11 protein-coding genes are annotated in these 14,837 nt (G+C 73.3%); 7 read left to right on the top strand and 4 right to left on the bottom strand.

Features of this window, described 5'->3' with window-relative positions; all coding sequences use genetic code 11:
- Positions 1–13: 13 nt before the first annotated feature.
- From ACFV9O_RS27080 to ACFV9O_RS27055, 6 genes are all read left to right on the top strand, one after another.
- Positions 14–406: an ankyrin repeat domain-containing protein gene (locus ACFV9O_RS27080; RefSeq protein ID WP_385422175.1), complete on the top strand. Its 393-nt coding sequence runs from the start codon at positions 14–16 to the stop codon at positions 404–406.
- Between the two features lie 219 nt (positions 407–625).
- Positions 626–2,044, top strand: coding sequence for a HEAT repeat domain-containing protein (locus ACFV9O_RS27075; protein WP_385422173.1), 1,419 nt, complete (start codon positions 626–628; stop codon positions 2,042–2,044).
- A gap of 412 nt (positions 2,045–2,456) precedes the next feature.
- A complete protein-coding gene (locus ACFV9O_RS27070) occupies positions 2,457–3,572 on the top strand; it encodes a glycosyltransferase family 4 protein (protein WP_385422171.1) in 1,116 nt (371 codons plus the stop codon).
- Positions 3,569–4,759, top strand: a complete 1,191-nt coding sequence (locus ACFV9O_RS27065; protein ID WP_385422169.1) for a glycosyltransferase — start codon at positions 3,569–3,571, stop codon at positions 4,757–4,759. Before ACFV9O_RS27070 ends, ACFV9O_RS27065 begins: the two co-directional genes overlap by 4 nt.
- A 791-nt stretch (positions 4,760–5,550) precedes the next feature.
- Complete coding sequence (locus tag ACFV9O_RS27060; RefSeq protein ID WP_385422205.1) at positions 5,551–6,471, top strand: SGNH/GDSL hydrolase family protein; 921 nt, start codon at positions 5,551–5,553, stop codon at positions 6,469–6,471.
- Complete coding sequence (locus ACFV9O_RS27055) at positions 6,468–10,070, top strand: hydantoinase B/oxoprolinase family protein (protein WP_385422167.1); 3,603 nt, start codon at positions 6,468–6,470, stop codon at positions 10,068–10,070. The genes ACFV9O_RS27060 and ACFV9O_RS27055 overlap by 4 nt, the downstream gene beginning before the upstream one ends.
- On the opposite strand, the gene ACFV9O_RS27050 is transcribed toward ACFV9O_RS27055, so the two are convergent.
- The 4 genes from ACFV9O_RS27050 to ACFV9O_RS27035 are packed head-to-tail and all read right to left on the bottom strand — an operon-like array spanning position 10,049 to position 13,718.
- Positions 10,049–10,939 (bottom strand): biotin-dependent carboxyltransferase family protein, encoded by an 891-nt coding sequence (locus tag ACFV9O_RS27050; RefSeq protein WP_385422165.1) that lies wholly within the window; start codon positions 10,937–10,939, stop codon positions 10,049–10,051. The genes ACFV9O_RS27055 and ACFV9O_RS27050 overlap by 22 nt on opposite strands.
- Positions 10,936–11,649, bottom strand: a complete 714-nt coding sequence (pxpB, locus tag ACFV9O_RS27045) for a 5-oxoprolinase subunit PxpB (RefSeq protein ID WP_385422163.1) — start codon at positions 11,647–11,649, stop codon at positions 10,936–10,938. Before pxpB ends, ACFV9O_RS27050 begins: the two co-directional genes overlap by 4 nt.
- Positions 11,646–12,410, bottom strand: coding sequence for a LamB/YcsF family protein (locus tag ACFV9O_RS27040; protein ID WP_385422161.1), 765 nt, complete (start codon positions 12,408–12,410; stop codon positions 11,646–11,648). Before ACFV9O_RS27040 ends, pxpB begins: the two co-directional genes overlap by 4 nt.
- Positions 12,411–12,440: 30 nt before the next feature.
- Positions 12,441–13,718: an MFS transporter gene (locus ACFV9O_RS27035; RefSeq protein ID WP_385422160.1), complete on the bottom strand. Its 1,278-nt coding sequence runs from the start codon at positions 13,716–13,718 to the stop codon at positions 12,441–12,443.
- A 251-nt stretch (positions 13,719–13,969) separates the two neighbouring features.
- On the opposite strand from ACFV9O_RS27035, the gene ACFV9O_RS27030 reads away from it, so the two are divergent.
- Positions 13,970–14,686, top strand: coding sequence for a GntR family transcriptional regulator (locus tag ACFV9O_RS27030; RefSeq protein WP_385422158.1), 717 nt, complete (start codon positions 13,970–13,972; stop codon positions 14,684–14,686).
- The last annotated feature ends 151 nt before the right edge of the window (positions 14,687–14,837 follow it).

Raw genomic sequence — 14,837 nt, 5'->3', positions numbered from 1 at the left:
GGTAGTCCGTCCCATGAGTGAAACCCCGGACCCCGAGGTGATCGAGCTCGCGTCCAGGATTTTCGACCTGGCGCGTCAGGGCGACGCCGAGGCGCTCGCCGCCTACGTCGACGCCGGTGTGCCGGCGAACCTCACCAATGACAAGGGCGACTCGCTGGTCATGCTCGCCGCCTACCACGGCCACGACCGGGCGGTACGGGCCCTCCTCGACCGAGGAGCCGACGCGGACCGGGCCAACGACCGGGGCCAGACCCCGCTCGCCGGTGCCGTCTTCAAGGGCGAGGACGCCGTGATCCGCACCCTCCTCGACGGCGGAGCGGATCCGGAAGCAGGAACTCCGTCCGCGGTGGATACCGCGCGGATGTTTGGGAAGACAGAGCTCCTGGAGCTGTTCGGCAAGCAGTGAACGGGTGTTGAACGCCAGGTGAGAGCGGCGCCGTAAATGTGGTCGCGGCGACGAAACGGCTGGGTCATCATGACGTCGGGCCCGCAACGGGCCACCGACGAGAGGCAGAGGAAGATGGTTTACACCAAGCGGAAGACGACGGGCAGCCGATCATGTTGCTGCGCGGCCTAGGCGAACACACCCCCGGTTGCGTCGACAGCTTGATGTGAGGCATTTTCCATGTTCGAACCAGTCATAGCGCCGAGCGGCACCTTGCTCGGCCTGCTGCAGAGGGGCCGCGGCGACGGCACGCTCCACGCGCTCGCCGCGCCCCGCGCCGAAGCCCTCGCGGCCCTCAACCACTGCGTGCTGAGCGACCCCCGCCACGACTGGCAGGTGGAGAACCGCTCCCTCTACTACGCACGCCTCTACCTGGATCTCCACGGTGGGCTCGACGAGATCGAGGCCCATCTCTTCGGGGCCGACGACCACATCGACACGGACGAGACGAGGACCGGGCTCGCGCTCGCGGTGCTCGGGCACCTCGCCTCGTACGGACGCGACGACGCCCTCTCCCTGCTGCGGCGCTACGCCGCGTCCGGAGCCAACTGGGCCTGGGCCCTCGACGAACTCGCCCTGCGCGACGACGACAGCGGGCTGCGCCTGCTCGCCGGACCCGTACTCGCCCGCTTCCCGGCCACCCCGGAGGGCGACGCCGAGCTGGCCGCCGCCGTACGGGACGCCTTCGAGCCGCGGCCGTGGCGGCTGTGGGCCGAGGACCAGCGGGAAGCGGTGGGCGCGCGGGTGCGGGCCGCCCGGGAACGCGGCTCCTTCGACCGGTGGCAGCGACAGCTGCGGCCCAGCGGGCCCCGGCCGGGCTGGAGCGTGCAGGCCGTCTTCGAGTGGGCCCAGCAGGGGCACGAGCGCGGCAGCGTGCTGCATGTGCCGGCCGCCCGCTGTCTCACCGCCGTCGCCGGACCCGACGACCGAATGACGATCATCGAGGCGGCGCGCAGCGGACCCGACGGTGCCAGGTGCGCAGCCCTGCACTACCTGGCCCAGTCACAGGACCCCGCCGCGCCGGACCTCATCGAGGCCGCCCTGCTCGACGGGTCCCGCGTGGTCGCCGATGCCGCCGTGTCGGCCTTCGAGCGGATGTGCGGCGAGGCCGCCGTCGACCGGGCCCGCGGCTGGGTCCACCGGCCCGACGCCCTCGGCGCCTCCGCCGCCGGCGTCCTCGCCTGCCGAGGCGGTGCCCAGGACACCCAGCTGGTCCTCGGCGCCCTCCGCGAGACCGTCCGTGCGGACGGGCCCGACGCCCCGCTCCTGTGGACCCTCGTCGACGGCGCGGGCAGGCTCGGCATCGAGAACGCGGCGCCCGTGCTGCGCCACATCTACCGCGAGACCGCGTCCTCGCACCTGCGGGGCCGCACGGCACGCGCCCTCGCCGCGACCGACCCCTCCTTCGCCACGGGCTTCGCCGTCGAATGCCTGTGGGACTGCGAGGAGACCACGAGAGAAGTCGCCGCGCTCCACGCCGAAACCGGCGACGCGCGCGTCGCCGATCGCCTCCGCCGCCTCGCCGCCGACCCGGCCGAGGAGGCCGAGGTCCAGACGGCGGCCCACAGCCGCATCGGCCCGGACGCGCCTCCACATTGATCCGCAGCAGCATCGATCTGCTGCGCGGCGGTCGCGCGAGCGCTTGAGCCCGGCCGTGCGGGCGGGCGCGCTCCTGACCCGTCCCGCGTTTGAGGACGGACAGGTCGCATTCAGCCTGTCCGGCGTATAACGGACACACGGGTCCACTCGCTGGTGGGGGCGCTGCGGGCGCGCATCGTGCCCGCCCGCCGGTGACGGGCGTCAGTGGTCGGGGGGCTGCCCCCAGTCGCCCCCCGGCGCGGCCGAAACGCCGTCGGTGCATGGCCGAAACGGGCAGGGTAGGACATCGTGGGGCAGGCCCGGGCCGGAAAAGACGTCCAAGCGGGGGCGTGGGTCAAACGCTCATAGGACGTTCCCCGCACGGAAAGATCCACGTTGGCCGCACCACCCCCGGCACGACGACAACACCCCTATGCGTGTCGTCATCGTCACCGAATCCTTCCCGCCAGACGTCAATGGTGTGGCGCACTGCGCCCTGCAGACCGCCCGGCACCTCGCCGACCGCGGTCATGATCCGCTGGTCATCGCCCCGGCCGTCGCCGGGCCCGACATCGAAGCGCCGTGCCCCGTGGTGCGCGTGCCGTCCCTTCCGCTGCCCGGCTATCCGCAGGTCCGCGTGGCCCTGCCCAGCCGGCGGCTGGCCGCCGCGCTCACCGCGCACCGGGCGGACGTCGTCCACCTCGCCAGCCCCTTCGTGCTCGGGGTGCGCGGGATGGGCGTGGCGGCGAAGCTCGGGCTGCCCGCCGTCGCCGTCTACCAGACCGACCTCGCCGGTTACGCCCGTACGTACATGGGCGCCGGCGAGGGCACGGCGTGGCGCCGCATCCGTACCGTGCACACCGCGGCCGACCGGACCCTCGCTCCGTCCAGCGCAGCGCTGCGCGACCTCGAGGAGCACGGAGTGCCCCGGGTGCGGCTGTGGCCGCGTGGCGTGGACACCGTGCGGTTCCGGCCCGAGCTGCGGGACGAGGCGCTGCGCCGCGAACTCGCCCCGAACGGCGAGACGATCGTCGGATACGTCGGCCGCCTCGCCCCGGAGAAGTGTGTCGAACTGCTCGCCGGCGCCTGCGGGCTGCCGGGGGTGAAGGTCGTGGTCGTCGGGGACGGGCCGAGCGGAGCGTCCCTGCGCGACGCGCTGCCCGGTGCCGTGTTCATGGGCCGCCGCACCGGCGACGACCTCGCGCGGATCTTCGCCTCGCTCGACGTGTTCGCGCACACGGGCCCGTACGAAACCTTCTGCCAGACCGTGCAGGAGGCCATGGCCAGCGGCGTACCCGTGATCGCACCGGCCGCCGGCGGGCCGCTGGACCTCGTCGACCACGGGCGCACGGGACTGCTCGTCCCACCCCGAGACACCGCGGCCGTGACGCAGGCGGTCGCTGCCCTCGTCGCGGACCCCGCGCGCCGGGAGGCGTACGGGCACGCAGGGCGCGAAACGGTCGAGGGCCGCACGTGGGCCGCGGTCGGCGACCAGCTCCTCGGGCACTACGCCGAGGTGCTGCGGGAGCGGACGGCGGTGGCGGCATGACCGGTACGAACGGTACTCGCGGAACGAGCGGCACCAACGGGCTGCGCATCGTCCGGCTCGCGAACTTCGTGACACCCGCGTCGGGCGGGCTGCGGACCGCGCTCCGCGAGCTGGGCCGCGGCTACCTCGCGGCCGGGCACGAGCCGGTTCTGGTCATGCCCGGAGACACGGAGACCGACACCATGACCCCCCAGGGGAGGGTCATCATCCTTCCCGGCCCCGAACTGCCCGGCACCGGCGGCTACCGCGTCCTCGCCGGCCGCACGCGGCTGCGGCAGGTCCTGGAGGAGCTCGCCCCCGACCGGCTCGAGGTCTCCGACCGCACCACGCTGCGCTGGACGGGCGAGTGGGCACGGCGGCACCGGATACCGTCCGTGATGGTCTCCCACGAGACGGCGGACGGCGTACTGCGCACGTGGGGCGTGCCGAGCGCGTTCGCCGAACGCACCGCGGACCGGCTCAACCGGCGCAGCGCCTGGTCGTACTCGCGGATCGTGTGCACCACGGAGTGGGCGGAACGGGAGTTCATCCGGATAGGCGCGAGCAACGTGGTCCGCGCGCCACTGGGTGTGGAGCTGGACCGGTGCCGGCCGGGGCGGCGCAGCAAGGTGCTGCGGGCACGCTACGCCGAGGGCGCCGAGGTCCTGCTGCTGATGTGCTCCCGGCTGTCCGTGGAGAAGCGCCCGGGCATGGCGCTGGACGCGCTCGCCACGCTGCGCGGGGCCGGCGTGCGTGCGGCGCTCGTCGTCGCCGGTGAGGGTCCGCTGCGCAGCGGGCTGACCCGGCGTGCACAGGACGCGCGGCTGCCCGTTCACTTCCTGGGGCACGTCGCCGACCGCGAGGCGCTCGCGGACCTGCAGGCGGCGGCGGACATCTGCCTGGCGCCGGGACCGGCCGAGACCTTCGGGCTGTCCGCACTGGAGGCCCTGGCCTGCGGCACCCCGGTCGTCGCCAGCGCGTCGTCCGCCCTCCCGGAGGTGATCGGCGACGCCGGCATCGCGGCCCCCGACACCCCGGAAGCCTTCGCGGACGCCGTACGGGAGCTCCTTTCGCGCCCCGAATCCGCACGCCGCGAGGCCGCCCGCGCCCGCGCGGAGCTCTTCAGCTGGGACCGCGCGGTCTCCGCCTTCCTCTCCGCCCATGACGCCCCCGCCCGCGTACCCGGCCACCCGGAGGTCGCAGCATGACCACGGACCTGAGCCCGCCGGGCTCCGCGTCCGGCGCGGTTGCCGAACTGGTCGGGCCCGCCTCCCAGCGCACCCCGTGTCGCACCCCGCGGCCCACGGCCGGAGGTCCGGGCCACCCGGGCACCGTGCCGGCCGGGCAGTCCGCATCGACCGGTCCGTCTCCCGCGGGCTCCGCGTCCGGCGCGGTTGCCGAACTGGTCGGGCCCGCCTCCCAGCGCACCCCGTGTCGTACCCCGCGGCCCACGGCCGGAGGTCCGGGCCACCCGGGGGCCGTGCCGGCCGGGCAGTCCGCATCGACCGGTCCGTCTTCCGCGGGCTCCGCGTCCGGTGCGGTGGCAGCGTCCGCCCCGGGCAGCCGCGGACTCCCATCGGATGCCCTGCGGGCGCTGTCCAGGACCCTCGCCGCTGCTCCCGCCGACGGAGCGGGAGGCGGACCGGTCGGCTCCACCGCTGCGGTGGCCCACGTGGAGGCGCCGGCCGCGCCGGCCACCGCCCGGAGCGGCGACCCGTCCGGCGTCGCATCCGGGCAGCCGCCGGAAGCGACCGCCGATCCCGCGCGTATCCGGATCCCGACGGTCTCGGCGTCGAGACCGTCGCCGCCGACTCCGACCGCGCCGACCGCGACGGCATCGCCGGCCTCCGGCGCGCCGTCCGCGGCGGGACCGGCCGGGACCGAGGCCGGAAGCCCCGCCGGCCTCACCGCCCCCGCGCCGGCGCCCGACGCCGTGTCGCGCGCGACCGTGCCCGCGCCGATGCCCGGGGCCCCGGAGCCCGCCGCGCACGGCAGCACGATGGCCGGGCTCGGCGCCGGACCCGCAACCACCGACGCACCCCCGCGCACGCCGCGTCCGTCACGCCCCCTGCGCTTCGCGGCGCTCGGCGACTCCCTCACCGAAGGTGTCGGCGACCGCGTCGACGGAGCCTGGCGCGGCTGGGCCGCGTTGCTCGCACAGGGCCTGGGCGAGCCCGCGCGACCCGCGGAGTTCCGGAACCTCGCCGTCAGCGGGGCGCTCACGCGCGACGTCCACGAGGACCAGACGCCCGAGGCCCTCGCGTACGCCCCAGACATCGCCTCCGTCGTCGTCGGCGTGAACGACACACTGCGCCACACCTTCGACATCCACGACCTCGCCTTCCGGCTCGACAAGGTCTGCGGCGCGCTCAGCGAACAGGGCACCAGGATCCTGACCGCGTGTCTGCCCGACCCGGGCACGATGCTGGCGCTGCCCGTACCGCTCGCCCGCCCGCTCGCCCGTCGGCAGCGGGCCGTCAACGCCGTCGTCCATGCGCTCTCCGCCCGCTACGGGGCCGTCCATCTGCACATCGCCGACGCGACCTGGGTCGAGGACCGCACCATGTGGAGCGCGGACCGGCTCCACCCGGGCGAGCGCGGGCACCGCATGATCGCCCGTCGCTTCCACGAACTGCTCGCCGCGGAGGGCCTCGTCCTCGGAACCGCCCCCGGGGCCGAACCCGAACAGCCCGCGCCGAGCCGTGCCGCCAAGGCGCTCTGGCTGGCCACCGCCGGCACCGCCTGGGTCGCGCGCCGGTGCACCGATCTCCTGCCCCAGCTGGTGGGTCTCGCCGGCGCCGAGGTACGCCACTGGGCCCGCGGCACCAGCGCCCGCCTCGACCACGTCGCAGAAAACGCCCTCTCCTCCGCGCTCGCCTCACTGTCCCTCGACGCCCCCCTTGCCAGAATGGGGGAATGAGCGGGCGCTGGGAATTCTGGATCGACCGTGGCGGGACGTTCACCGACGTCGTCGGGCGACGCCCCGACGGACACCTCGTCACCCGCAAACTGCTCTCCCACAACCCCGAGCACTACCGCGACGCGGCCGTCGCCGGCATCAGGCTGCTCCTCGGGCTCGGGCCCGACGACACCGTCCCGGCGGAGCGGATCGCCGTCGTCAAGATGGGCACGACCGTCGCCACCAACGCCCTCCTGGAGCGGCGCGGTGAGCCGACCGTCCTCGTGATCACCCAGGGCTTCCGGGACGCGCTGCGCATCGCGTACCAGAACCGCCCCCGCCTCTTCGACCGCCACATCGTCCTGCCCGAAGCCGTGTACGACCGCGTCATCGAGGTCCCCGAGCGCGTCGACGCACACGGCGACATCGTCCAGCCGCTCGACCTGGACACGGCCACGCAGCAGCTCGAAGCCGCCCGCCGCGACGGCTTCTCCAGCGCCGCCGTCGTCCTGCTGCACGGCTACCGCCACCCCGCCCACGAGTCGGCCGTCGCCGACGCCGCCCGCGAGCTCGGCTTCACCCAGGTCAGCTGCTCCCACGAGGTCAGCCCGTTGATCAAGGTCGTACCGCGCGGGGACACCACCGTCGTGGACGCGTACCTCTCGCCGATCCTGCGGCGCTACGTCGACGAGGTCGCCGGGGAACTCCGCTCCATCCGCCTGATGTTCATGCAGTCCAACGGCGGTCTGCGGGAAGCCGCCCATTTCCGCGGCAAGGACGCCGTCCTGTCCGGCCCGGCCGGAGGCGTCGTCGGCATGGCCCGCACCTCCGAACAGGCGGGCCACGACCGCGTCATCGGCTTCGACATGGGCGGTACGTCCACCGATGTGTCGCACTACGCGGGGGAGTTCGAGCGCGAGCTCGGCACCCAGGTCGCCGGCGTACGGATGCGCGCGCCGATGATGAACATCCACACCGTCGCAGCCGGCGGCGGCTCGATCCTCCACTTCGACGGTCAGCGCTACCGCGTGGGGCCCGACTCGGCCGGCGCCGTGCCCGGCCCCGCCTGCTACCGGCGCGGCGGCCCGCTCACGGTCACCGACGCCAATGTGATGCTCGGCCGCGTCCAGCCCGCCCACTTCCCCGCCGTCTTCGGGCCGGAGGGCGACCAGCCGCTCGACGCCGACGTCGTACGGGAACGCTTCACCGAGCTCGCCGAGGAGATCCGTAAGGCCACGGGCACCGAACGCAGCCCCGAGGAAGTCGCCGCCGGCTTCCTGGAGATCGCCGTCCTCAACATGGCCAACGCGGTCAAGAAGATCTCCGTCCAGCGCGGCCACGACGTCACCCGCTACGCCTTGACCAGCTTCGGCGGCGCGGGCGGCCAGCACGCCTGCGCCGTGGCCGACGCCCTGGGCGTCGACACCGTCATCGTTCCGCCGCTCGCCGGGGTCCTCTCCGCCTACGGCATCGGCCTCGCCGACGCCACCGCCATGCGTGAGCAGTCCGTCGAGGCCGAGCTGAGCGACAGCACCCTGCGCCGCGTCCAGGACCTGTGCGGCGAACTGGCCGAACGCACCCGCGGGGAACTCCGCGACGACGCCGTCCCCGACGACGCGATCACCACCCGTGCCCGCGTACTGATCCGCTACGCCGGTACGGACGCCGGCCTGCCCGTGGCACTGGACACGCTCGACGGGATGCGGGAGGCGTTCGAGTCGGCGCATCGCGCGCGGTACGCGTTCACGATGGACAAACCGCTGGTCGTGGAGGCGGTGTCGGTCGAAGCGGTGGGGGCGGCAGGACCGCACGGGTCGGTGGTCGTCGAGGAGGCTGCCGAGGGCGCCGGGCTCCGGGTGCGGGCGACGGTGCAGATGTTCGTGGACGGCAGCCCGACGGACACACCGCTCTACCGGCGCGAGGACCTGTCCCCGGGGGACAGCGTCGAAGGCCCGGCGATCATCGCCGAGGCCGACGCGACGACCGTCGTGGAACCGGGCTGGCGGGCGACCGTGGGGGAGGGCGGGCATCTGCTCCTCGCACGCGTCACCCCGCGGCCCGGCCGTGCCGCCGTCGGTACGGACGTCGATCCCGTGCTGCTGGAGGTCTTCAACAACCTCTTCATGGCGATCGCCGAGCAGATGGGCGTGCGCCTGGAGAACACCGCCCACTCCGTCAACATCAAGGAGCGACTGGACTTCTCCTGCGCCCTCTTCGACGCCGAAGGCAATCTCATCGCCAATGCCCCTCACATCCCCGTGCACCTCGGCTCGATGGGGGAGTCCATCAAGGAGGTGCTGCGGCGGAACGCCGGTGATCTGCGACCGGGCGATGTGTACGCCATCAACGACCCCTACCACGGTGGTACGCATCTGCCCGATGTGACCGTCGTGACGCCCGTTTTCGACGAGGGCGGCGGCGAACTGCGTTTCCTGGTGGCCTCACGCGGCCACCACGCCGAGATCGGCGGTATCACCCCCGGCTCCATGCCCGCCTTCAGCCGGACGATCCACGAGGAAGGCGTTCTCTTCGACAACTGGCTGCTCGTACGGGACGGCCGGCTGCGCGAGGCCGAGACCAGGGAGCTCCTCACGGGCGCGCCCCACCCGTCGCGCGATCCCGACACCAATCTGGCCGACCTGCGCGCCCAGATCGCCGCCAACGAGAAAGGCATCAGCGAACTCGGCCGCATGGTGGAGGAGTTCGGCCTCGACGTCGTCCAGGCATACATGCGCCACGTACGGAACAACGCCGAGGAGTCCGTACGCCGCATCCTCACCGACCTGAGTGACGGCTCGTACCGCTACGAGACCGACGGCGGCGCGACCATCGAGGTCGCGCTGAGCGTGGACCGGGAGGCGCGGAGCGCGGTCCTCGACTTCAGCGGTACGTCGCCGCAGCAGCCCGGGAACTTCAACGCCCCCAAGTCGGTGGTGATGGCAGCCGTCCTGTACGTCTTCCGGACGCTCGTCGCCGACGACATCCCCCTGAACAGCGGCTGCCTGGAACCGCTGGAGGTGCGGGTACCGGAAGGGTCGATGCTCGCGCCGACCTACCCGGCCGCGACGGTGGCCGGCAATGTGGAGACCTCGCAGGCCGTCACCGGCGCGCTGTACGCCGCGTTGGGCGTACAGGCCGAGGGCTCGGGCACGATGAACAACGTCACCTTCGGCAACGACCGCGTGCAGTACTACGAGACGGTGGCGAGCGGCTCCGGCGCGGGCGACGGCTTCCACGGCGCCGATGCCGTGCAGACCCATATGACCAACTCGCGGCTGACCGACCCGGAGGTGCTGGAGTGGCGCTATCCGGTGCGGGTGGACGCCTTCTCCGTACGCGACGGCAGCGGGGGCGGGGGAAAGTGGCAGGGCGGGTGCGGCGTGGTGCGGCGGATCCGTTTCCTGGAGCCGATGACCGTGGCCCTGCTCACCGGCCACCGGCGCGTCCAGCCGTACGGGATGGCCGGTGGCGATCCGGGCGCACTGGGCGCGAACGCCGTCGAGCGGGCGGACGGGACCGTCGAGGAACTGCAGGGCGTGGACTCGGTGGACGTCGCCGCCGGTGACGTCCTGGTGGTCCGCACCCCGGGCGGCGGCGGCTACGGCAAGCCGGAGGACTGACCGGGCGCCCCGGCCGGGACGAAGCGCACCGGCGTACCCGGCACCGCCTGCGCCGCCGCTGCGAGGTCCGCCTCCCGGACCACGGCGATCACCGGGTATCCGCCGGTCGTCGGGTGATCGGCGAGGAACACCACGGGCCGCCCGTCCGGCGGAACCTGCACCGCGCCCAGCACCATGCCCTCGCTGGGCAGTTCGGCCCGGACGGCCCGCTCCAGGGGTGGGCCGTCGGTACGCAGGCCGATACGGTTGCCGGCCGCCGACACCCGGTAGGCGTCGGTGGCCAGGGTGCGCAGGGCCGCTGCCGTGAACCAGTCGTCGCGCGGCCCGAACCGCACCCTCAGCACCAGCTCCGACGGCGGGCCCGGCCACGGCGGGCCGTCCACCCGCCCGGGCGGCCCGGCGGGAACACCCAGCGGCACCACCGCGCCGTCGACCAGCGGCGCGGGCCCGAGCCCGGAGAGCAGGTCCGTCGAGCGGCTGCCCAGCACCGGCTCGGCGGCGATGCCCCCGGCGAACGCCACATAGCTCCGGACCCCGCGCACGGTCGCACCCACCTCCAGCAGCGCCCCCGCCCCGACCCGCACCGGCGCCCCCCAGGCCACCGCACGGCCGTCGACGCGCACGGGACACGGCGCCCCGCCGACGGCCACGGTCACCGTGGAACGGGGCCGCACTGCGCACCCGGTGAGCGTGGTCTCCAGCACCGCCGACTGCTCCGGATTGCCGACGAGCCGGTTGACCAGCCGCAGCGCTCGCGGATCGAGGGCTCCGGAGCGCGGCACACCGAGGTGCGCGTGCCCGGGGCGCCCCAGGTCCTGGACCGTGGTCAGCGCCCCCGCCCGCACGACCACAAGGGCCCGGTCGCTCATGCACGCTCTCCCGCGTGCGGCACCAGCGCGTCCGGCACGACCGCGTGCGGTTCGACCGCATGGGACGGGAAGGCCTCGGACGCGAATGCCTCAGGGAGCGCCTCGGGCACGAAGCGCACCCGGACACCTGGCGACAGCAGCGCGGCGGGCTCGCGCACGGGATCCCACAGAGTGGCGTCCGTCGTCCCGATGAGCTGCCAGCCGCCGGGGGAGGAGCGCGGGTACACGCCCGTGTACGGTCCGGCCAGCGCGACCGAGCCCGCCGGCACGGACGTCCGGGGCGTGGCCCTGCGTGGGACCGCGAACCGTTCGCCGAGCCCGGTCAGATAGCCGAACCCGGGCGCGAACCCGCAGAAGGCGACGCGGAATTCGGCCGTCGAGTGGATCCCCGCGACCTCGTCCACCCCGACTCCCCACAGCGCCGCGACGTCCGCCAGATCGGGCCCGTCGTACCGCACGGGTATCTCGATCACCGCTCCGGTGTCCGCCGCACGCGGAGGTATGACCCAGCCGGGCAGCTCGGCGGCCAGCCGTCCCGGCTCCGCCGCCCCGTCGAGCAGCACCGTCCGCGCCGCGGGCACGATCTCGCGCACCGCGGGCAGCGACCCGGCGGCGCGGCGCCGCAGCAGCTCGGCGTGGAGCGACTCCACCTCCTCACCACTGCCCAGCTCCACCAGGAGCGCCCGGTCACCGACGGGCAAGAGCCTCATACGAAGGCCTCCACACGGACACCCGACGCCTCCAACCGCGCCCGGACCCGGCCAGCCAGACCGACGGCTCCCGGCGTGTCGCCGTGCAGACAGAGCGAGCGCGCCCGGACACCGACCGCCTGGCCGCACCGGGAGGTGACGACCCCGAACCTGGCCATCGACACCGACCGTTCCACCACGGCCCCCGGGTCGGTGACGACGGCGCCCTCCTGCCCCCGTGGCACGAGGGTGCCGTCCGCCGTATAGGCCCGGTCCGCGAACGCTTCGGTGACGACGGGGAGTCCGGCCTTCTCCGCCATGGTGTGCAGCCGCGAGCCGGGCAGCCCCAGCACCGGCAGCCGCTCGCCGGTGAGCATGACACCCTCGACGACGGCTTCCGCCTGCTCCTCGTCGTGGACGACGCGGTTGTAGAGCGCCCCGTGCGGCTTGACGTACGAGACTCGCGAACCGGCCGCGCGGGCGAACACCTCCAGCGCACCTATCTGGTAGGCGACTTCGGCGGCCAGCTCGTCGGAAGGGACGTCCATCGAGCGCCGGCCGAACCCGGCCAGATCGCGGTACGAGACCTGGGCACCGATCCGCACCTTCCGCTCGGCGGCCATGTCGCAGACCCGCCGCATGGTCGCCGCGTCCCCGGCGTGGAAGCCACAGGCCACATTGGCGCTGGTGACGACGGACAGCAGCTGTTCGTCGTCGGTCAGCCGCCAGCGGCCGAAGCCTTCGCCGAGGTCGGCGTTGAGGTCGATCGAAGCCCAGGTCATGAGGATGGTCCTTTCACAGAGCTGCCCGTGTCACACGAGCTCCCGGCCACGTGTCTCCGGCAGACCAAGAAGAGCCACGACGGCGAGGCCGTAGCCGACGGCGCCGAAGACCAGGGCGCCCCCGACGCCCCAGCTGTCCGCCAGGAATCCGACGAGCGTGGGGAAGAACGCCCCTACTGCCCGCCCCGTGTTGTAGGTGAAACCCTGCCCCGTGCCGCGCACCGCCGTCGGGTACAGCTCGGCGAGGAACGAGCCGAAGCCGCTGAATATCGCCGACATACAGAACCCGAGCGGGAATCCGAGCACGAGCAGCAGCCCGTCCGCTCCCGACGGGATGTTCGTGTACGCCAGAATGCAGGCGGCGGAGAGCACGGCGAACAGGGCGATGTTCTTCTTCCGGCCGAGCACATCGGTCAGATAGCCGCCCGTGAGATAGCCGATGAAGGCGCCGGATATGAGGAACGTCAGGTAGCCGCCCGTGCCGACGACCGTGAGTCCGCGCTCCGTCTTGAGATAGGTCGGCACCCATGTCGCGAGCGTGTAGTAGCCGCCCTGGACGCCCGTGGAGAGCAGCACCGCGAAGAGCGTCGTGCGCGCCAGGTCCTGCCTGAATATCGCCGAGAACGAGCCGCGGTCGCTGCTCGCCCGGCGCCGCTCGGCCGCCTCCGGCGCGTCCGACACGTTTCGCCGGACGTAGATGACGAGCAGGGCGGGCAGTGCGCCGGTCCAGAACATGACCCGCCACGCGGTGTCCGCGTCGAGGAACTGGAACACCAGTGTGTAGACGATGACCGCGAGTGCCCAGCCCGCGGCCCAGGCGCTCTGGATCGCGCCGAGCGTGCGGCCGCGGTGCCTGGCCGTGGCGTACTCCGCGACCAGAATCGCGCCGACCGCCCACTCCCCGCCGAAGCCGAGGCCCTGCAGGGCGCGGAAGACCAGCAGGGTCTCGTAGTTGGGCGCGAAGCCGCACAGCACCGTGAACAGCGCGTACGTGATCACCGTGATCATCAGCGCCCGGACCCGGCCGATGCGGTCCGCGAGTACCCCGGCGAGCGCGCCGCCGACTGCCGACACGACGAGGGTGACTGTCGTCAGGAGCCCGGTCCGGCCACTGTCGAGGCTGAAGAACGCGGCGATGGCCACCATGCTCAGCGGCAGTGTGAAGAAGTCGTAGGAGTCCAGGGCGTAGCCACCGAACGCGCCGGCGAAGGCGCGGCGCCCACGTGGGCCGAGCGCGCGAAGAAAGGCGAACGCGCCGGTGTCCTCGGGCCGTTCGCCCTGCTTCGGCTGGGTCTGGGTCGTACTCATCTGCACCTCGCAGGAGGGGAGGGGTGCTGCTGAGACCTGCGGAAGGCGTGCCGCGGTCGTGCGGAAGGCGTGCGGCAGCCATGCGTCGGTCGCGCGGCACGAGTGCCTCGCTGTGACGCCGACCACACGCAGCGTAGAGGATCGTTGAACGATCCGACAAGAGTCATGTTGTCTCGTCCCTGCTTCTAGGATTGAATCCGGACGGCGCCGCCGGTGGGCCCGGCGGCCATGGAGACCGAATAGAGGGCGCTGTGGGGACGACGGGGTCCGAGCTGGGCCAACTGGCGGACGACCGCCAGCTGCTGGGCCGCACGAGCACGGCCGAACGGGTCGCGGACATCCTGCGGTCGCGGATCGCGGAAGGCTTCTTCCCGCCCGGGGCGCGGCTCTCGGAGGACAGCATCGGCAACGCGCTGGGCGTCTCGCGCAACACGCTGCGCGAGGCGTTCCGGCTGCTGACCCATGAGCGGCTGCTGGTCCATCAGCTCAACCGCGGTGTGTTCGTCAGGGTCCTGGCGGTCGAGGACGTCGAGGACATCTACCGCACCCGCCGGCTCGTCGAATGCGCGGTCGTCCGCGGCCTCGGCAAGCCGCCGTTCACGCTCGACGGCCTGCGCGACGCCGTCATCGCCGGAGAGCAGGCCGCACGCGAGGAGAACTGGAAAGGCGTCTCCACCGCCAACATCCACTTCCACCGGGAACTCGTCGCACTCGCCCACAGCGTGCGCACGGACGAGCTGATGCGCGGCGTCCTCGCCGAACTCCGCCTCGCCTTCCACGTCGTGGACGACCTCCGCGGACTCCACGAGCCCTATCTCGTACGAAACCGGGAGATCCTGGAAGCGCTCAAGGCCGGAGAGCGGGACGGCGCGGAACGCCTGCTCGCCGCGTATCTGGACGACTCGCGCCACCGGCTCGTGCAGGTGTACGCGGGGCTGGTGCAGGACGGCGACGCGGCGGAGCGCTGACGGGACGCGGCGGAGCGCTGACGCGGCGGCGACCGCCGGCAGGGCACGGCAGCGGAGCGCTGAGGGATCGCGGCGCCGCTCAGTGGGAGGCGGGCTGTCTGGGGGTGCGGGGCCGGCCGATCTCGAGGCGCGGGGGTTTCTGCGCCGTTTC

Source organism: Streptomyces sp. NPDC059909 (assembly GCF_042730885.1).
GTDB lineage: Bacteria > Actinomycetota > Actinomycetes > Streptomycetales > Streptomycetaceae > Streptomyces.
The sequence above is the reverse complement of the archived record's forward strand: the minus strand, read 5'-3'. Positions and strand labels throughout refer to the sequence as shown.